This window comes from Paracidovorax oryzae ATCC 19882, assembly GCF_000687165.1.
Lineage (GTDB): Bacteria > Pseudomonadota > Gammaproteobacteria > Burkholderiales > Burkholderiaceae_C > Paracidovorax > Paracidovorax oryzae.
The window spans coordinates 116,531-135,690 of the sequence record NZ_KK366049.1; the positions used below are offsets into that span (position 1 = coordinate 116,531).

At 70.7% G+C, this 19,160-nt stretch carries 16 protein-coding genes; 2 read left to right on the top strand and 14 right to left on the bottom strand.

Features of this window, described 5'->3' with window-relative positions; all coding sequences use genetic code 11:
• Positions 1-15: 15 nt before the first annotated feature.
• From T336_RS0122980 to T336_RS0123035, 12 genes are all read right to left on the bottom strand, one after another.
• Positions 16-1,071 carry an ABC transporter substrate-binding protein gene (locus tag T336_RS0122980; RefSeq protein ID WP_026434272.1) on the bottom strand — a complete coding sequence of 352 codons (1,056 nt, stop codon included), beginning with the start codon at positions 1,069-1,071 and terminating at the stop codon, positions 16-18.
• Positions 1,068-2,075, bottom strand: coding sequence for a hypothetical protein (locus tag T336_RS0122985; protein ID WP_026434273.1), 1,008 nt, complete (start codon positions 2,073-2,075; stop codon positions 1,068-1,070). Before T336_RS0122985 ends, T336_RS0122980 begins: the two co-directional genes overlap by 4 nt.
• The gene (locus T336_RS0122990) at positions 2,063-2,917 is read right to left on the bottom strand and encodes an aspartyl/asparaginyl beta-hydroxylase domain-containing protein (protein ID WP_019702472.1); all 855 of its coding nucleotides are present in this window, start codon (positions 2,915-2,917) and stop codon (positions 2,063-2,065) included. The genes T336_RS0122985 and T336_RS0122990 overlap by 13 nt, the downstream gene beginning before the upstream one ends.
• A gap of 23 nt (positions 2,918-2,940) precedes the next feature.
• The gene (locus T336_RS0122995) at positions 2,941-3,759 is read right to left on the bottom strand and encodes a hypothetical protein (protein WP_026434274.1); all 819 of its coding nucleotides are present in this window, start codon (positions 3,757-3,759) and stop codon (positions 2,941-2,943) included.
• Positions 3,760-3,880: 121 nt separating this feature from the next.
• Positions 3,881-5,074 carry a DUF1513 domain-containing protein gene (locus tag T336_RS0123000; RefSeq protein ID WP_026434275.1) on the bottom strand — a complete coding sequence of 398 codons (1,194 nt, stop codon included), beginning with the start codon at positions 5,072-5,074 and terminating at the stop codon, positions 3,881-3,883.
• Complete coding sequence (locus T336_RS0123005) at positions 5,058-6,185, bottom strand: imelysin family protein (RefSeq protein WP_035227107.1); 1,128 nt, start codon at positions 6,183-6,185, stop codon at positions 5,058-5,060. The genes T336_RS0123000 and T336_RS0123005 overlap by 17 nt, the downstream gene beginning before the upstream one ends.
• Entirely contained in the window at positions 6,182-7,675 is a 1,494-nt protein-coding gene (locus T336_RS0123010) for a di-heme oxidoreductase family protein (protein WP_084151515.1), read from the bottom strand. Before T336_RS0123010 ends, T336_RS0123005 begins: the two co-directional genes overlap by 4 nt.
• A 14-nt stretch (positions 7,676-7,689) precedes the next feature.
• Positions 7,690-8,919, bottom strand: a complete 1,230-nt coding sequence (locus T336_RS0123015) for an imelysin family protein (protein ID WP_026434278.1) — start codon at positions 8,917-8,919, stop codon at positions 7,690-7,692.
• A gap of 329 nt (positions 8,920-9,248) precedes the next feature.
• Positions 9,249-11,198 carry a PhoX family protein gene (locus T336_RS0123020; protein WP_019702465.1) on the bottom strand — a complete coding sequence of 650 codons (1,950 nt, stop codon included), beginning with the start codon at positions 11,196-11,198 and terminating at the stop codon, positions 9,249-9,251.
• Positions 11,199-11,371: 173 nt separating this feature from the next.
• Complete coding sequence (locus tag T336_RS0123025; RefSeq protein ID WP_019702464.1) at positions 11,372-12,187, bottom strand: BPSS1780 family membrane protein; 816 nt, start codon at positions 12,185-12,187, stop codon at positions 11,372-11,374.
• Positions 12,188-12,404: 217 nt separating this feature from the next.
• Positions 12,405-13,379, bottom strand: a complete 975-nt coding sequence (locus tag T336_RS0123030) for a homoserine kinase (protein WP_026434279.1) — start codon at positions 13,377-13,379, stop codon at positions 12,405-12,407.
• 148 nt (positions 13,380-13,527) lie between these two features.
• Positions 13,528-13,896 (bottom strand): hypothetical protein, encoded by a 369-nt coding sequence (locus T336_RS0123035; RefSeq protein WP_019702462.1) that lies wholly within the window; start codon positions 13,894-13,896, stop codon positions 13,528-13,530.
• Between the two features lie 58 nt (positions 13,897-13,954).
• Here T336_RS0123035 and polA point away from each other — a divergent pair, with 58 nt between their 5' ends.
• Both polA and T336_RS0123045 read left to right on the top strand, forming a co-directional pair.
• Positions 13,955-16,738: a DNA polymerase I gene (polA, locus tag T336_RS0123040; RefSeq protein ID WP_019702461.1), complete on the top strand. Its 2,784-nt coding sequence runs from the start codon at positions 13,955-13,957 to the stop codon at positions 16,736-16,738.
• A gap of 69 nt (positions 16,739-16,807) precedes the next feature.
• Entirely contained in the window at positions 16,808-17,668 is an 861-nt protein-coding gene (locus T336_RS0123045) for a hypothetical protein (protein WP_019702460.1), read from the top strand.
• Between the two features lie 10 nt (positions 17,669-17,678).
• Here the strand turns inward: T336_RS0123045 and T336_RS0123050 are convergent, their stop codons facing one another.
• Both T336_RS0123050 and T336_RS0123055 read right to left on the bottom strand, forming a co-directional pair.
• A complete protein-coding gene (locus tag T336_RS0123050; RefSeq protein WP_026434280.1) occupies positions 17,679-18,374 on the bottom strand; it encodes a hypothetical protein in 696 nt (231 codons plus the stop codon).
• 120 nt (positions 18,375-18,494) lie between these two features.
• Positions 18,495-18,953: a hypothetical protein gene (locus tag T336_RS0123055; protein WP_244884016.1), complete on the bottom strand. Its 459-nt coding sequence runs from the start codon at positions 18,951-18,953 to the stop codon at positions 18,495-18,497.
• Between the last annotated feature and the right edge of the window lie 207 nt (positions 18,954-19,160).

A 19,160-nucleotide genomic window follows, 5' to 3' on the forward strand; every position in this document is an offset into this window, starting at 1 on the left:
GTCTTTTGTCCTTGATCAAGTCACGAGATAGGGGTTGGTCCAGCCGCTGCGCACGCGCTGGCGCGCGGCTGCGGGCAGGAATGCCGGTTCCTGGAGGGCTGCATGCAGCCGGGCCACGGCCGCCAGCGCTCCGTCAGGAACCGCAGCCTGCCACCGGGCCAGGCGATTCCCTGCATCGGTGCCCAATTGCAGGGCCGCTGCCGGGGACGATGCGGACAGAGCGCTTTCGAGCGAGACCGGGCTTCCCACCAGGGGCCGCTGGCGGTCCATGCCGAGGCGCTGCCATGCTGCGCCAAATCGCTCCGCCTGTCGGCCGGAGTACAGTGCCACCACGAAATCAGCGGGCGTGCCCTTCAGTGCGGCCCGCAGCCCGTCGAACTCTGGCCGTCCGTCCGGCAGGCCCGAGACGTGCGTGGCGGCCACCGTGCCCCCGGCGGCCTCGAACGCGGCACGGAACTCGTGCGGAAAGTCGTATCCGCTTTCGAGCAGGCCCATGCAGAGCACCGCACGGGTGCCCCAGCGCCGGGGCGCCTGCTGCCCCAGGCGGGCGCAGGACTGCCACAGCGCAAGCGTGTGCGGAACGAGCCAGGGAGCGTGTGCGGCAAGGTGGCTGGGAAGCCGGTCGGCTCCCGTATCGCTCGCGAGGAAGGGCACGCCGTGCTGCAGCAGCAGGGGCGCGAGCTCCATGGCGGTTTCCATGGGCAGCCATCCTGCCAGGGCGTCCACGGTGCCGGTTTCCACGGCGGCGCGTGCCTGCCGCAGCGCCGAACGCACGCTGCGGCCGTAGGGCAGCGGCAGCCAGCGCGGAGAGGGCAGGCCGGACGCGGCGGCCCCGGCTTCCAGGCCCGCGAGGAACTCCGAGGGCAGCGTGGGGTAGCGGGACGATTCCGGCAGCAGTACGCCCACCGTGCGGTGCGCCGCGGAGGCGCATGGCCCGCCGGTTCCCGCGGAGGCGGTCGCCAGGACAGCCGCCGGGGCGCCGGCCGTGGCGGCGGCTGCGGCAGTGGAGGCCGATGCCCCGAGGAAGCCGCGGCGGCCGAGCCGCGCGAGGGTGGAGGTCGGAAGGGTCATGGGAGTGTCGTTCCTTCGGCACGCAGCCGCTCCAGGGCATCGTAGTGCGGAGCGATCCATTCCCGGGCCAGCTCGCGCAGCCGCTGCGGTGCTTCGCTGTGCTTGCGCCCGGCGTCGGGCGTGAAGGGGTGTGAGGGATTCTTCGCGTGCACGCCGAAGGTGGCCTGCATGCGTTCGATGGCTTGCGCGCCAGGCTGCATGCCGAAATGCGGCGCGACGGCGCCGGGGATCGCCGCGGGCAGTTGCCGGTAGTCGAGCAGCAGCGTGCGTCCCGGCCGGAATTCCCGGACCATCGCCGCATAAATGCTGCCCAGGCTGCGCGCGCAATACGCCTCGGGGCCCATGCGCAGCGCTGCGTCGAAGGGGATCTCCGCGGGATTGACGCCGAGCGGTCCGCCGGGGATCAGGTAGGCCGCGCGTTGCTGCATCTGCGACACCAGCACTTCCAGCGGATCGCGGTAGAGGAAAAGCCATGGCGTATCGGGCCAGGCTTCGGCGATGCGGCCGGCCAGGGCCGTGGCCCAGCAATCGCACTTGATGACGAGGTGGTGTCGCCGGGTTTCATGTCCGGGCAGCGAAGGCTGGGCCCATGCACTCGCGAAGGCCCGCGCAGCGGCGAGCGTCTGGGCCGGGTCCAGGCCCGGCAGCCGGTGTTCCGCACGCAGCAGGTCATCCAGCGGCGGCGGCTCCGACAGGGTCACGTGGTCATCGAGCGCTGCGAAGGCCTGGGTGACGAGGGTCGAGCCGCAGCGCGAGACGTGGAAGACGATGCCCGACGGCTGCAGGCCCGGCGAGGCCAGCGCCCAGCCGATCAGGTCGGCCAGGGGGGTCTGCCGCCGGAATGCCTGGTGGAACGGCCACTGCATCGCGTTCTGCACGCCATCGGCGAAGAAGGGCATGCGCGTGACCTCCGGCGGCGCGCGCATCCAGTCCACGAGCAGTTCGCCGCCCGGTTCCCGGTAGATGCGGATGGGCGACCAGCCCTCGAAATTCAGACGATCCATTGCCGCATCCACGCATCGCGTCCGCAGGCCATGGCGGACAGGACCTCCGCTGCTGAGAAGTCCCGGCCCAGGGCACGGCCCTGCTGCACGCAGGCCTGCGCGAAATCCTCGCGCGAGCGGATGCCGATCAGGCGCTCCTGCAGCGCTGGATCGCCGAAGACCTCCTGGCGGAACCGTGCGAACTGCCATTGCGGATCGTGCGCTTCGGACAGCGGTGCGCCCGCATCTCCCGCGGCGATGGCCTTGTGCAGCGCGGGCGTGGCCGCGCAATCCACCACGAGGTGCAGGCGCTCGCGGGTTCCCCGGTTGGCCACGCGGTGGGGCAGGGAAAAATCGGCGTACCACCATTCCCCCGCGCGCATGGGAACGCGCTCGCCGCCTACGTAGAAGAACACCTCGTCGTGCGTGCGCAGCGGCAGGTGCAGGCGGGCTTCACCGTCCCGCAGGCCGACACCCGGATCGGTGTGTTCGAGGATGGTGCCCCCGGGCGCCAGCCGCAGCACCCGCACCGATTTCAGAGGCGCGTCGCCCGCGATGGCGGCCACCAGCGCACGCACGGAGGGGCACTGCGCCATCGCGGCGCCGTCCTGGTAGAGGTCGGCGGAGAACTCCCCCGGCGCGGCGGCCAGGGGCGAGCGGGGCGTGCCGCGCAGTGCGGCCACGTGCCAGCCGCCGTTGTGTTTGGCGAGGTTGAAATGCGGGCCCCACTGGGCGTCAGGCAATGCATCGATCTCCGCCAGCGCGGCAGCCATGTCGATGCCGCAGGCAATGCGCCGTGCATGCGGAAACTCTGGCGTGGCGGCGTCGTGCCCGGCCCGGGGTGTGTGCGTGGTCTCGGTCATCGTGGCAACCGGAGGGCTGGGCGCTACTGCGAGCAGATGGCGTAGGCGGAGCAACTCTGCAGGTTCGCGCGGTACGAGTTCAGTATCTTCACCGACCAGCCGAGGGTACCTGGGGTGCCTCCGCAGTTATTGACCGGGCGGCTCTCGCCGAGATAGACGGCCGCATCTTCGGGCGAGGCCCTGCCGGTGTCCGCGGCATGCCCGCCACCCAGCACCTTCTCGCCGGGATTGCAGCAGGACACGACTGTACAGTTGTCGCTGCCCACGTTGGGCAGCGTGAAAGTCCGGATCGCCACGGCCGCGCTCACGGAGCCCGTCGCGCCCGTGGGCCCGGCCGGACCGGCGTTGCCCTGGGTGCCTGTCGCTCCCGTCGCACCGGTGGGCCCGGTCGGGCCTGCGGGCCCGGCAGGGCCGGCCGCACCCGTGGGGCCGATGGTTCCAGTGGCACCGGATGCCCCCGTGGGCCCCGCAGCGCCTGTCGCTCCCGTGGGGCCCGCGCTGCCCGTGGGGCCGGTCGCCCCTGCCGGGCCGGTCGCACCCGTGGCTCCGGTCGCCCCGGTGGCCCCGACGACCCCGGCGCTGCAATCGCCGAGCACGCCGCCCGGACCATGGCACACGGGCGTGCCCTGCTGCGGCACCGAGGCCAGCCCGGGCATCGTGACAGTGCCCGAGGCCTCGTCCACGCGCAGCCGGATCTGCGTCTTGTCGCTGCTGGTCACCGAGAAGCCGCCGTTGGGCGGAGGGGCCAGCAGGATGTCCGCCGCCAGCACGGCATGGCAGTGCATGGCGCCCGCCCAGCAGAGCGCGGCGAAACGGATGCGATGGGGTGGAGAAAAAGGCATTGGCGACCTCGCAGAATCGCCGGAGTGTAAGTAAAACCTTAAGCAAAAGGTCGCCGTTGTAATGCCTTGTATAACTTTCCGTATGAGTGTCTCTGGATGTAGCTCGGCCGTGATTTATGGATCAGGCGGGGTACCAGTGGTTGTCCACCCGTGCATCCGCGAGCGACGGGCCGTGGGGGTGGTGCAGCGGCGCAGTGCCCTGCGCATTCTCCAGTGTCTGTTCCACTCCGGCCGCCCAAAGCGCTGAATCCTGCACCGCCAGCGCGCAGGCCTCGGGCAGCGGGATGAGCCGTTGCCACCGACCGCGGGCGTCGAAGACGGCGATGCCCTGGGCGCGGGGGCAGCTGACGGTCCAGCCTTCCGCCAGTCCGGCGATGCTGCCTCCGTACCCTCGCAGGCCACCGGGCAGCGCCTGCGGCGCCGGCTCTGCGGCCCGCAGCACCTTGCCATCGAAGAGCGCGAGCACCGGCGCCGCCGCGCGCGCGTCCTGCCCGTCGTGCTCGGCCTGCAGCGCGATGCCCAGTACGTCCGCTCGCGGATTCCAGGCGAGGTGGCGCAGGCTCAGGCGGCGGTCCTGCAGGCGCCATTGCCCCAGGGTTTCGCCCGTGCCCCCGTGCAGTCGCACGATGGACGAATCCATGGTCTCCAGCGCCCGCTTCACGCGGCCGGTCTCGGGGGCCGTCGGCACGCCGCCATTGGCCACGACCAGGGTGGGCGTGCCGTCCACCAGCGCCCGCCGGTCCCAGATCAGTTCGTGCGCATCGATGCCCTGGGTGGGCCATTCCGCGCGCACTTCCAGGGTGGCGGCATCGCGCAGCACGACGAGGCTGCTCCCCGTGTCCGCCTCGGTTTCCGTGGACAGCAGCACGCGCGCGTCCGGTGACGCGATCACGTGGCCATTGAACGATCGCTGGCCGTCGGACCATTGCCAGACGGGTTCGCGCGCCGTACCTGGCCACCAGCGCAGCAGCCAGTCGCCCGGGCGGCGCGATGCGGCCACGATGCTGCCGTCGGGCAGCGGGCACAGACCGTGCGCGCGCGTGGGGATCTCCAGCGCGTGCAGCGCGCGCAGTGCCGTGCCGGATCCGGGTCGTGCCTCCAGCAGGCCGATGCGGTAGCTGCCATCCTCCTGCTGCCAGGCGGCCGCGAGGCGCAGTGGCCTGCCCGACGCGCTCGCACCGTTCCAGGGACCGGACAAGGGCACGGCGAGGCCGATGCCGGCCAGCGTGCGCAGGGCCGAACGCCGCGAAGGCTCGCCCCGGAAGGCGTCACTGCTCGTGCTCGATGCGCCCACTGCGTCAGTCCCCGTCCGCATCCGAAAAACCGATGCTGACCTGCAGGGCCGGCGCCACCTCGGCCTCGGCGAGCCGTTTGAGGGCACTGAGTTCTTTCGCCGCCTGCAGCACCCGCGGGCCGTCGGCCGCAGCGGCATCCGGACCGGCAGCGGCCGCCATCGCCGCGTCGATGCGCAAAGCCGCTTCGCGCAGGCGGTCGGCAAGCGGGTTCAGCCCCCGCCCGCGCAGGTAGGTTTCCAGCGGCACCACGCCCTGGCCCGGCTGCACCGGCGGCGTGCCGTCCGCCTGCACCGTCAGGGCGCGCAGTGCGGCCCACTCGGCTTTCCAGGCCGCCCCGGCCTGGCCGCTGGCGGCGCGCGGGTAATCGGGCGCACGCGTGCCCTGTGCGGCGCGCAGGGGCTTTTCCATGTGCGCCCAGCGCAGGCGCTCGATGCCGCCCACCCACTGGTTGATGAATTCGCCCATGGCCTGGGCGGAGCGCTCCTGCTGGTCCTCGGCACCCCAGTCGGTTTGAGCGGCCTCGCGGAACGCGGCCTGCTGGGCCACGGCTTCGCGCTCCACGTCGAGAGCGACTTCCACCGCATAGCTGCAGGCGGGCGAGGCGGGCTGCGCCGGCCGGGTCCACAGCAGCCATTCGAGCGCGGGCAGGCCCCTGGCCGGCGTGCCCACGCGCTCGAAGGCCGTGGCGCCCTGCGGCTGCGCCTGGATCGCGCGCTCGATGAGCTGCGGGCGCGTGGGCATGAAGTCGATCTGGCGCTGTGCGCGGCGCGACACCACCGGGCCGATGGCCACCGCGGAGAGGCCTTCCCAGGCCAGCATGGCGCGCTGCCACGCCTGGCGCGCGCCGGCCAGCGCCGCGGACGAGCCGTCGGGCGCGGCCGCGCAAAGCGCGCGCAGCGCTGGAGGCAGGGCACCCGCTGCCTGGGCGAACTCCGTGGCGCGCGGCTGGCCCCAGTGGGTGTAGAGCCCCTGCAGCGCGTGTGTGGTGTCGTAGAACGGCACGGCGTCGCGGCGCCAGTCTGCCGGTGCCTGGGCCTGCGCGCCCGCCGCCAGCAGCGCGGCACCTGCGGCCACCAGGGCCGGCGCGCCGCGGCGGCACAGGGCGGAAAGGAGATCAACGGATGCGGTCATAGGGACTCCACGAATCGGACCAGCGCGTCGCGCCCGGCCTTGTCCATCTTCAGCACGTTCTGTTTCGCTTTTTCCGCCTCGCCGCCGTGCCAGAGGATGGCCTCCAGCACGCCGCGCGCGCGGCCGTCGTGCAGCAGCCGGGTGTGGCCGTTCACGTCCTTGATGAGCCCGATGCCCCACAGCGGCGGCGTCCGCCACTGCCGGCCGCTGGCCAGGAAGTCGGGCCGGCCGTCGGCCAGGCCCTCGCCCATGTCGTGCAGCAGCAGGTCGGTGTAGGGCCAGATGCGCTGGCCCGACAGGGCCTTGCTGGTCAGCCGGGGGAACGGGCCTTCCTTCGTGACGTAGCTCGGGCGGTGGCAGGCGGCGCACTGGGCCTGGGCGAACAGCGCCTGGCCGCGCAGCACGGTGGCGTCGTTCACGTCGCGGCGCGCGGGCGGGGCCAGCGTGGCCTGGTAGAAGACCACGTCGTCGAAGGTCTTGTCGTCGATCTCCACGCCTTCCTGGCCGCGCGCGCCCGCGCTGCGGCCGCTGGGGGCTGCGCCGCAGTCCACCTGCGTGGTGGTGCAGTGCTCGCTGGGAAAGTGCCGGGAGGTGATGCCCATGTCGCCGACGAAGGCTCCGCCCGTCTGGTGCGCGAGGGTGGCCACGTTGGCCTTCCAGCCGAAGCGGCCCAGCATCTTGCGGCCCGACGGCGCGTCCCAGACGTGGTTGGGCCGTCCCTTGACCGGACCGGGCGCAGCCGCCTGGTCGGCGGCGTTGGCGAGGATGTCGGCCTCGTCGATCGCCTCCAGCAGCCCCACGCCGATGACCTGCGGTGCGATGCGCGGGCTGAGCATGGTGCCGGCATGCAGCGGGCCGTAGCCCAGGTCGCGCACGCCGTAGTGGGGTTTCAGCAGGGTGTAGGGCGTGCCGTCGGCGAAGCTGCCCTTCACGGTCTCGTAGCGCAGCGTGACCGTGCCCTCGGGTTTCACGCCCTGCACGGCCGCCGTATTGAGCTGGTCGCCGTACACCGGCTCGGGGTTGGGGCCGCCGTGCGGATCGGTTCCCGGAATCGACAGGCGGATGAGCAGCGAGACGATCGGGTCGCGCGTTTCGCCGAGGCGGTTGAAGATCTCCGGCGGCTCGCCGCGGCCGTCCTGCACGTGGCAGCCGCCGCACGAGCGCGCGATGAAATGCGGGCCCAGGCCGTCGCGCGCCTTGGTCGAGGCGCCAGCTTCCACCCAGTTGCGCTTGAAGAACGAGTTGCCGATCACGAAGCGCGTGCGCTCCGAATCTTCCAGGTTGGCGGCGGGGAACGAGAAGGCATTGCGGCCGGTGGCATAGACCGTGGTGTCGCCGCCGGTCTTCTCCCCGAGCGGGTCGGGCGGATCGACGGCCGCGGCGCCGCCGGCCAGGAGCAGGGCGCCCGCGGCGGCCAGGCCGGTGCCTGCCAGGGTGGCGGGCGGCCAGAGCGTGCGCCGCCGCCCTGGCGCAGTCTGCGAAAGGGTCATGTCGCGCATCGCCTTCACGGTTGCACGAGGGTCAGCTTGGTGATGCCGATGGCGTTGGCGGCCTCCACGAGATCCTTGCTCTGTTGCGTGAGGCTGTCGATGGTCTTCTGGATGCGCAGGCGGCCCGGGGCGTCCTTGCCGCCGATGATCTCCCGGTCGAACGGCGCCTGGATGCCCTCGGCGGCCTTCACGGAGGCGTCGATCTGCTGCGTGGTCCGGTCGGCCAGCGCGGCGTCCTTCGCGGCGACCAGGTCGCGCAGCGAGGTACCTTTCACCAGGCTGCCGTCGGCGCGCCGGTACTCGCCGAGCCAGACGTTCCGGATGCCCAGGGCATTGGCGACGGCGTCGCGGTGGGTGTTGTCGGAGAAGCAGGAGTGCTCGTCCTCCTGGTCCTGGCTGTTGAGGGCCACTTCCAGCCGCTCGCCGGCCAGTTCGCCGCGGGATAGCGAGCCCAGGCCCACCAGCATCTTGCGCACCGATTCCTGGCCGCCCTTCACGAATTTCGCGCGGTAGTTGTTCGGCGTTTTCGGGTCCCAGGCCTTGACGAGCGAGGCCAGGTCGTCGATGAGCAGGTCCGTGACCACGTTCAGGTACTGGCGGCGGCGGTCGGCATTGCGCCCCTTGCCGTCCACGAAGTCCTCGAAATTGCGGTCCCCCGGGCCCGTCTCGGAGAGGTCCTGCCCCCACAGGAAGAACTCGATGGCGTGCCAGCCGGTCGCGACGTTCTCCTCGCCGCCGCGCTCGTTCTGCGCAGCGAGGTTCTTCTTGGTGATGGCGAATTTCCGGTCGTTCACCAGGCCGGAGTCGGGCTTGCCTTCCACGCTGTCCACATAGGACTCGTCCATGGGCCATGCGTTGAGCTGGCCTTCGGGGCCCTTGTCGTCGTCGATGGGGCCGCCGTAGAAGCGGAACGCCTCCGTCTGCCCGTAGAACTCGCGCGCGGCCAGCCAGGTCTTGCGCGCCTCGGCCAGGGTTTCCGCGGACGGCCTGGCGGTGAAGGCCTTGACGGCTGCCTGCATCGTCTTCGCGGCGGCGAGCGTGTCGGCGTAGTTGGCGTGCACCAGCACCGCGTAATGCGCGGCCACCGCGGAGGAGGTGGCGGAAGCGGCCTGCTTCCCGCCAGCCTGCGCCACATCCGTACCGGCGCCACCCGGGGCCTGGGCGCTGGCGGGCGCCGTGGCGCCGAGCGCGGCGATCGCCAGCAGGCTGGCGAGGGCGGTGGTGTGGAACGGGATGGTGGTCATGGCTTCTCCTCGGGAAGATCGTTGAAGGCGGGAGCGTGGCTCCCCGGTCCGTCCCGGGATGGCGGCGTGAAAAGCCGCGGCCGGGCCGGCCTGCGTCCGGGCCTGCGCGCAGCGGCGCCGGCTCCGGTGCCGGCCGTCGTGGACGGGCGGCGCGGCGCATTATAGGAATGATATTGATTATCATTGGTAATGACCGCGCGCTTCAACGGGATGAACCGACCTCCCGCGCCCCGGAGGCAAGTCGCCGCCGCAATGAAAAAAGCGAGGCGGATGCCTCGCTTTCGCAGGGTTGCACGGCCCGGTATCACGGGCGCGGGCCGCGCCGCCCGTCAGCCTTTCAGGCTCATCTGGGTGCTGGTGGCGGTCAGGTAGCCGACCGAGGCACCGAAGCGGTCCTTGTAGTTGGCGCGCACCAGCGGATCCAGCGTGGCCTTGACGTTGTCGTGCAGCGGGGTTTCCCAGTCGCCGGGATGCTGGAAGTTGCTCATGACGTAGGTCCAGCCGTTGATCTCGTCCACGGCCTGCAGGCCGGTCGACTCCGCGCCGGCGGGCACCGACAGCACGCGGCTGAGCTGCTTCGTGTCCACGTTGTAGGCCCACAGGAAGTTGTTCACGTGCATGCCGCTGTCCTCGCCGATGAACAGGGTGCGCAGCTTTTCCGCGAACTTGATGTTGTCGGGGTTGGCGATCTTGTCGGCGTTGGCTAGGTTGCCCAGCGCGTCGGCCTTGGCCAGGTCCTCGCCGATCAGCGCGGCCGGTGCTTCCATGTGCACGGACACCCATTCGCTGTTGATGGCGTTGCCCGACGTATCCTTCTGGCCGCCCGTGAGGGTGTGCTCGTACACGGCGCCCGCCTTGGGGCCCTCGACCTGGATGTCGCCCTGGTTGGCGGCATTGCCCTTGAGCATGCTGGTCTGCACGTAGGACATGGCGGAATAGGCCTTCTTGTCCTTGATGTTGACCGTCGTGCCTTCCATCTTGGTGAAACCCATCGAGGCGCCCTTGAAGGCGGCGTAGCGGTGGGTTTCCAGGAAGGCGGCGGCCTTTTCCATGCCGGGCTTGATCTTGATCCAGTTCTTCTTGCCGCTGAAGAAGATCTGCGTGTAGCTGCTGTCGGACGGGTCGCTGGTCTTCACGTCCATGATGTCGGAGGCCTTGATGCCGCCATCGACCAGGGCCTTGATCTCGGCGCTGGTCGCATGGCCGAGGTTGATCCAGCTGATGTCGCCGGCGCCGGGGCCCTTGCCGGAGGTCTGCTTCCACTTGCCCACGTACAGCGTGCCGGCGGAGAGGTCCTTTTCCTTGTCCGCCACGAACATGAACAGGCCGCCGTTGGTGGCGTCGTCGCCCATCAGGGCGGTGCGGTTGTCGGGCATGACCTGCACCAGCTCGTGCGAGATGCGGCCCATGCAATAGTGCTTCTTGATGCTGCCGGTGCCGTCGGGGTTGACGGTCACTTCGGGCATGTGACCGTAGTCGTAGGGATTGGCCTTGGCGGCGTCGCCGAACAGCGCCTTGCTGAAGCCCTGCAGCTGGGCGTTGGTGGCCAGCGTGGCGTCGGGCTCGTACTCTTCGCTCGACAGGTGGGTGTTCCAGGGAGAGAGGCTGGCGCCGCAGGTGATCCACAGGCCCTTCACGCCGGACGTGTCCACGTTGTGGTACTTGACCAGGGTCAGCTTGCCGGTGGCCGGGTCCTGGTCCAGCGTCAGCACGGCGATGGGCGAGGGCAGCAGGCCGTACATCGATGCCTGGGCCTGGTTGCGGGTGGTGTACTCGAACTGCACCACGGCGAACACCGGGTTGCCCTTGACACCCGACACGCTGGCGTTGTCCAGCTTCAACAGCGAGGTGCCATCGGGGCAGTCGGAGAAGAAGGGGCGCTCCTTGCCGGGCACCGACGCGTCGATGATCGGCTTGTTGTTGATGTCGAAGTAGCCGCCGGCCAGGATGGTGCCGCCGGCCGTGCTGGGCACCTGGTCGCCCGTCATGAAGAAGGGCTGGTAGGCCAGTTGGTAGCTGGCTGTGCTGCCGCTGGTGAACTTCACGCTCATCGTGGAGCCCACGGTGGTGGTGGCCATGGCGGCCGGTTGCGCCAGGGTGGGCGCGGCCATGGAACTGAAGCTGGTCGAAGCGTAGGAGGAGAGGGCTCCATCGCCGCCGCCGCCACCGCAGGCAGCCAGCATGGAAGCTGTGGATGCGCTGGCGCCCAGGGGCAGCAGGGGCATGCCGGCCAGGAATTGCAGGGCCTTGCGGCGGGAGGGCATCGGGGTGTGGGACATCTTGGATTCCGGATGGGTCGGTCTGCTGTATGGGCGCCGCCGGCGCATGAACGCGCAGCGGGCCTTTCGATGGGCAGGCCGGGCGCACCCGGGCCTGTCTCCGGACCGGGATGCTAGGAATCCGGGATGACGGGAATTTGACGCTTTCGTGACGAAAGCGTGACCGCAGGGGCTCAGGCGGCGGCAGGGCTCTCGGGCAGCGCGGCCGGGCGCTCCGGCGGCTCGAAGCAGTCGCGGAACGAGAACACCACGGAGGTGAAGAACATCGCCGCCAGCAGCATGGCCGTGCCGACCATGATGCCCGCCGCGAGCGCGCTGCCCAGGCCCATGAGGGCCAGCAGCGTCACGAACACGCTGGCGGCGATGCCCGCGCCCAGGAAGACTCCCGTCCATGCCAGGCCGTACACGGTGAACGCGCCGATGTTGCGCAGGCAGGCGACGATGCTGAAGAACAGCGCCTTCACCGGCGGCACGCCGTGCCAGTGCACCAGGCCGGGTGCGTGCCAGAAGAGCAGCGACAGCGGCACGTAGAGCGCCAGCGCGAGCCACATCGCCGCCTGGAACTGCGGCAGCTCGGCCATTTCGCGCGTGAGTTCCTCGCCGCCCAGGTACACGCGGGCGAACTGTCCGCCGTCCAGCAGCGCGGAGATGGCCATGACGGCAAGGAAGCCCACGGCGTAGAGCGCGCCGAGCAGGAGCATGGAGCGCAGGCGCTGCCGGCCGGTGCGGAAGGCCACCAGCAGCAGGGCCGGGGTGGGGAAGCGCCCCTGCGTGGCGTCGCCGGCGGCCACCATCATGGCCAGCGTGGCGGAAGGCAGCAGTGCCAGGGCCACGGCGGGCCCGACGAGCGGCAGCAGCGTGGCGATGGACATCGCCGCCATGGTCAGGAAGAACAGGGCCGCCAGCGCCATCGGCTGGCGCCAGAAGATGCGGATGCCGAGGCGGACCCATTCCAGGCCGGCGCGGGCAGGGACGATGTGCAGTTTCATGGCGGTGCAGTGTGCGTGTTACGCCCGTGGGCAGTGGCTGGGCGCTTCGCGGGAGGCGCGGTCGCGCCGGCGGGCATGGCTCCAGGGCATGCTGCGGCGCGTGGTTCAGGAGGATTGTCGCGCCGAAGGGACGAATGGGCCGGGGCGGCACGGGTTTCCGGACGCGCCGGCGGGTTTCATGTGGCCGCGCCGCCACGGTGGCCGGCGGCCGGGGCGCTCACTTCTCGAATCCGCCGCCCGCGCGTGCATGCAGGGGCTGCGCGATGCGGCCGCGCAGCACCCGCTCGAAGTGCGTGGGATCGTGCGGCGTGAGCAGGCTGGCCTCGCGCGGCAGGTGGAAATCCCACAGGCGGGAGATCCAGAAGCGCAGCGCACCCGCGCGCAGCATCGCGGGCAGCAGGGCCCGCTCGTCGGCCGAGAGCGGCCGCACCGCCTGGTAGGCGTCCAGCATGGCCGTGGCGCGCCCGGACGCATGGAGGCCGGTGGGCCAGTCGATGCACCAGTCGTTCAGGCACACCGCCAGGTCGAACAGCCAGGTGTCCACGCCCGCGAAATAGAAGTCGAAGAAGCCGGTCAGGGCCTCGCCGTCGAACATGGCGTTGTCGCGGAACAGGTCGGCATGGACCGGGCCGCGCGGCAGCGCCGCGTAGCCCGGGGATGCGGCGACGTGGTTCTGGTAGGCCAGCTCGGAGCGCAGCAGGGTGCGCTGGGCCTCGTCGATGTGGGGCAGCACCACGGGCACCGTCTCGTTCCACCAGGCCAGGCCGCGCAGGTTGGGCTGCCGGCGCTCGTAGTCCCGCCCGGCCAGGTGCATGCGGGCCAGCATGCCGCCCACCGCCGCGCAGTGCACCGGCTCGGGCGCGAGCTGGCTCCTGCCGGGCAGCTTGTTCACCACGGCGGCAGGCTTGCCCGCGACGGAATGCAGGATGTTCCCGTGGCGGTCGCCGCGCGGGTCCGGCACGGGAATCCCCGCCTGCGCGAGGTGCTTCATCAGGTGCAGGTAGAACGGCAGCTGCTCGGCGGTCAGGCGCTCGAACAGCGTGAGCACGTACTCGCCCTGGTCGCTGGTGAGGAAGTAGTTCGTGTTCTCGATGCCGCCTTCGATGCCGCGCAGCGACTCCAGGGTGCCCAGCTGCAAACGGCGCAGCAGGTCGCGCGCCTCTTTCTTGGAGACTTCGGTGAAAACGGCCATTGCTTGGCGGGGGAAAAGAGCGGGAAGACGGAAAAAAGGCGGGTGGGCAGAGCCGGGGCCGGGTGGCGCGCGGCAGGCCACTGCGGGGAGGATGCCGTGCCCGCAGCGGGCGGCAGGCGGAGCCGGGGCGGATGCGCCCGGGCCGGGTTCAGAACTTCATGACGTTCCAGACCCGCGGGCTGGTGATGGTTTCCGCGCCGTTGCGGCTGCCGGGCCGCGCGCGCACGCCATCGGGCGGCTGCACCTCGTATTCGGGCATGGTGGTGCCGGCCTTGGGCTGCACCGTGATGCTCTGCGTCTGCCCGCCCACGCGCAGTTCGTCCACGCGGCTGCCTTCGTCCTCGATGCGGATGCGTTCCACGCGCTGGTTGCGCCGGCCCGGCTCGGCATCCGCCGCGGCCCCGGGCTGCGCCTCGGCCCCGGGGGCGGCCTGCGGAGCGGGCGAAGGGGCGGGAGTCTGGGCAAGGGCCGGCCCGGAGGCCAGCGCCAGGAGGATGAGGGTGGTGGCGGCGCGCATGGGCGGATTGTAGGCCCGCGCGGGCGCGTGCACCCGCCCGCGGGCACAATCCCGGACCATGAGCAAACCCAAGACCCTGGTGCTGGTGGACGGCTCCAGCTACCTCTACCGCGCCTTCCACGCCATGCCGGACCTGCGTGCCGTGCCCGGCGACCCGGCCAGCCCTGCCACGGGGGCCATCCGCGGCATGATCAACATGCTGCAGGCGCTGCGCAGGGACTATCCCGCTGACTACGCCGCCTGCGTCTTCGATGCGAGCGGACCGACTTTCCGCGACACGCTCTATCCCGAATACAAGGCGCACCGCGCCCCCATGCCCGACGACCTGCGCGCGCAGATCGAGCCCATCCACCAGGTCGTGCGCCTGATGGGCTGGCCGGTCGTCTGCGTGCCCGGCGTGGAGGCCGACGACGTGATCGGCACCCTCGCGGCCTGCGCGGCGCGCCAGGGCATCGAGGTCATCGTCTCCAGCGGCGACAAGGACCTGTCGCAACTGGTGGACGAGCACATCACCATCATCGACACCATGAGCGGCAAGCGCCGCGACGTGGCGGGCGTCACGGCCGAGTTCGGTGTTCCGCCCACGCTCATGGTCGATTACCAGACGCTGGTGGGCGACGCGGTGGACAACGTGCCCGGCGTGCCCAAGGTAGGCCCCAAGACGGCCGCCAAGTGGCTGAACGAATACGGCTCGCTCGACGGGCTGCTGGCACGTGCGGGCGAGATCAAGGGCGTGGCCGGCGAGAACCTGCGCGGCGCGCTGGAATGGCTGCCCAAGGGGCGCGAGCTGGTCACCATCCGCACCGACTGCGACCTCGCGGGCCACGTGGAGGGATTGCCCGACCTGGCCGGGGTGGCCATGGGGGCGTCCGACAACGCGGCGCTGCGCGATTTCTACCAGGCCTACGGATTCAAGGGGCTGGCGCGCGCGCTGCAGGACGACCTGCCGGCGAACGCCACGGCCACGCTGCCCGGCGCGAGCGGCGACCTGTTCGCGAGCCCCGAAACCACCTTCGTGGCCGAGGCCGCCCAGGGGCGCGAGGTGGCCTACGACACCGTGCTCACCTGGGAGGATTTCGACCGCTGGCTGGAGCGCATCCAGGGCGCGGAACTGGTGGCGCTCGACACCGAGACCACCTCGCTCGACGAACTGCGCGCCGAGATCGTGGGCCTGAGCTTCAGCGTGGAGCCCGGAGCCGCCGCGTACATCCCGCTCGCGCATTCCGGCCCCGACGCGCCCGAGCAGTTGCCGCTGGACGCGGTGCTGGAGCGCCTCAAGCCCTGGCTGGAGGACGGCTCGCGGGCGAAGCTCGGCCAGCACGTCAAGTACGACCGCCACGTGTTCGCCAACCACGGCATCGGCGTGCAGGGCTACGTGCACGACACCATGCTGCAGAGCTACGTGCTGGAAGTGCACAAGCCGCACAACCTCGCGAGCCTGGCGGAACGCCACACGGGCCGCACCGGCATCAGCTACGAGGATCTTTGCGGCAAGGGTGCCAAGCAGATCCCGTTCGCCCAGGTGCCGGTCGAGCAGGCTGCCGCCTATTCGTGCGAGGACTCCGACCAGACGCTGGACGTGCACCGCGTGCTCTGGCCGCTGATCGAGGCCGACGGGAAGCTGCGCGCCATCTACGCCCTCGAGATGGAGAGCAGCGAGGTGCTGTTCCGCATCGAGCGCAACGGCGTGCTGATCGACCCGGCCACGCTGCAGCAGCAGAGCCATGACCTCGGGCAGCGCATCCTCAAGCTCGAGCAGGAGGCCTACGACATCGCCGGCCAGCCCTTCAACCTCGGCAGCCCCAAGCAGCTCGGCGAGATCTTCTTCGACAAGCTCGGCCTGCCCGTGGTGAAGAAGACCGCCACCGGCGCGCGCAGCACCGACGAGGAGGTGCTGGAAAAGCTCGCGGAGGACTACCCGCTGCCCGCCAAGATCCTGGAGCACCGCAGCCTCTCCAAGCTCAAGGGCACCTACACCGACAAGCTGGGCCAGCTGGCCGATCCGCGCACGGGCCGCGTGCATACGCACTACGCGCAGGCCGTGGCGGTGACGGGACGCCTGTCGAGCAACGAGCCCAACCTGCAGAACATCCCCATCCGCACGGCCGAGGGCCGGCGCGTGCGCGAGGCCTTCGTGGCCCCGCCGGGCCGCGTGATCGCCAGCGCCGACTACAGCCAGATCGAGCTGCGCATCATGGCCCACCTGAGCGGCGACGACGCGCTGCTGCGCGCCTTCACCGAAGGGCTGGACGTGCACCGCGCCACCGCGGCCGAGGTGTTCGGCGTGGCGGTGGACCAGGTGAGCAGCGAGCAGCGCCGCTATGCCAAGGTGATCAACTTCGGGCTCATCTACGGCATGAGCAGCTTCGGACTCGCGCGCAACCTGGGCATCGACAACAAGGCCGCCGCGGCCTACATCGACCGCTATTTCCAGCGCTACCCCGGCGTGAAGCAGTACATGGACGAGACCAAGGCCTCGGCCAAGGCGCGCGGCTACGTCGAGACGGTGTTCGGCCGGCGCCTCTACCTGCCCGAGATCAATTCGCCCAACGGCCCGCGGCGCGGCGCGGCCGAGCGTGCGGCCATCAACGCGCCCATGCAGGGCACGGCGGCCGACCTCATCAAGAAGGCGATGGTGGCGGTGCAGGCGGTGCTGGATGCGGACAAGCCGCAGGTGCTGATGATCATGCAGGTGCACGACGAACTGGTCTTCGAGTTGCCGGAGGAGGAGGCCGGGTGGCTGCGCACGGAGATCCCGCGGCTCATGGCGGGCGTGGCCGAGCTCAAGGTGCCGCTGCTGGCCGAGGTGGGCACGGGGCCGAACTGGGAGAAAGCGCACTGACCGGGCCATGGTAGTTAAAATGTAAGGTTTTGTAATCAAGGCCCTGGCGGCGCCGGGGCATCTGCCGCCGTGTCCCGTCCCGTCTTTCTTCCCCAGGAAATCCGCCCTGTCGACCAGGAGCAGCAATGCCTGACCGAGCGCCACCTGCTGGGCCGGCTGGCCGAGGTGGAGCACTACCTGTATGCGGTGCGCCGTGAAATCGACCAGGAGCTGCCAGGTCGCGTTCCCGCGTATCGCAAGCCCTATCCCTACGGCTGCTGCCTGGAGATTTCGGAGGCGTTCGAGAAGAAGCTGCGCGCGGCGGTGGCATCGGGCATCGCGCTGCCCGGCCTGGACGCCATCCGGGCCTTCATGGGCGAGGGCGGTTACGTGGGCTCCGTCTGGGGCGCCCTGCGGGAGCGCTACTTCCAGAACGCGTTCCAGTTCGGCAGCCTGTATGTGGATGTCTCCAACGACACGGTGGACGTGCGCAAGCCATCGATCGAAATCCTGCCGATGGCGGAGTCCGGGCTGGTGAACATTTCCAGCCTGGAGCATTTCGTGCGCATCGGCCAGGCGTACTGGGGTGCGGAGTTCTACGCCAACGACGTGTGGCCGGCGCTGGCGCCGATCGCCCCGCTCGTGATGCACCTTCCGGACAGGAAGGCCCTGCTGCTCTCGAACCGCTCGGCCTACATGGTGGCCTGGCAGCGGCGGGACCGCTACCAGGCGGCGGAGGCGTATCTGTCATCCGCGCCGTCCCTGCCGGCGGCGGCGCGGGAGTCCTTCCTGGCGTGCATCTCACCGCGCCGCAGGGCGGCGGATGCACGGCAGGGACGGACCTTGTCCATGGCGGCCTGCGCCTGCCTGCGCAAGGCCACGCCCCTGCAGGAGTCCATTTGGCTCAACCGGCAGTTGACGGAGTGGGGCGTTTCCGCAGGGTGGGCCTGAAAACGCGGTTTCAGGGGGCCTCGTCCACCGGGCAGTCCGGCTGGGCCGGCACCGCGAGCGGCAGGTAGTAGTAGGCGGCAGGCTGCCATTGGCCCGGGCCCGCGCTGTCGGCGACGCGCACATGCATGGCCTCCCCGGAAACGCAATGGTCCACACGCACCGACACCTTGCGGTCCGGCCATTGCAGGAACAGCCGCTGGTCGGAAGCCCGGGTGACCGTGGCCTTGCCCAGCAGCGCCAGCCCCATGAAGGGTTCGCCCGGCGCCTGCGTGAACTGGGCCGTGTGTTCGGCCGCCAGCTGCGAATTGTCGCCATCGAAGCGCAGGATGGCGACATCCCGGGGCGGCACGGCGGCCTGCGGCCGGACGCAGCATTCGGGGGCTTTCGCAGCGGGGGCCAGGGACAGGTAGTGCAGGCCCGCGGAAGGCGCCGCCATGGTGTCCGATGCCAGCGCGAGCCGCACGGCGCCGGGGGTGCTGGCGTCCACCACGCCGACGCGCGAGGACAGGGGATCGCCCTGCGAGGCCGCGGCAGGCGCCGGGGTGCGGGGCTTGGTGACCTTGCGGGCCTTGGCGGCAGCCCGCGGCTTGCTGGCGGCTTTGGGCTTCGCGGGCGCCTCGCCGCAGGCGATCGCCAGGGAGAAAGCCAGGAAGAAGAGTGTGCCGGTACGGAAGGGGGATCGGTGTCGTCGTTCAGTGGCCATCATCGGGAGAAAGGGAAAAAGCCGGGCGGTGCCATGTGCGCGCAGCGCGCACCGGAAGGCTGAGGGGCGAAGTATGGGCGGAGTTCCGGGGCGCGCCGGTAAAGATGTGCATACCGCAGCGGCTCACCGGTCCTGCGGGCAGTCCGGCTGCACATCGGTGGCCAGGGGAAGGTAGTAGTGGGCCGCGGGCTTCCAGCGGCCAGCGCCGTTGTCCTCGAAGATCTTCAGGTGCAGGCCCTCCGCCGACAGGCAATGGTCCACGCGCAGCGATCCCTTGCGGTCCGGCCACCGCAGCAGGATCCGGCGGCCCGGCATCCGCGCCACGGCAGGACGGCCCTCCAACGCCAGTCCGATGAAGCCCTCCCGCGGGGCATGGGTGAAGCGGGCTTCGCGTTCAGCGGCCGGCTGGGGAGACTCCCCCTCATAGCGCAGGGTGGACGATTCCTGCGGATCGACGGGGGCCAGGGGTTGCACGCAGCAATCCGTGGATGATCCCGTGGCCGGAGACAGGCGCAGGAAGCGCAGTTCCGGAAGGGGCGCGCCATCGCCGGGCGGGACGGCCGGATCCGGTGCGTCCATCATGGCGAGGCGGGCGGTTGCCGGTGAGCGTGCGTCCAGCATGGCGACCCGCGCGGCGAGGGAGGTGGCCGGGCTTGCGGTGGCTTTCCCGGAGCGAGGAGGTGCCGCATGCCCCGGGCCACAGGCCAGCGCTATGCAGCACAGAAGGGCAGGGCGCACGGCGCGGCGCAGTGCAGGCGGTGATTCGCTGGCCATCGTGGGACCGGTGCT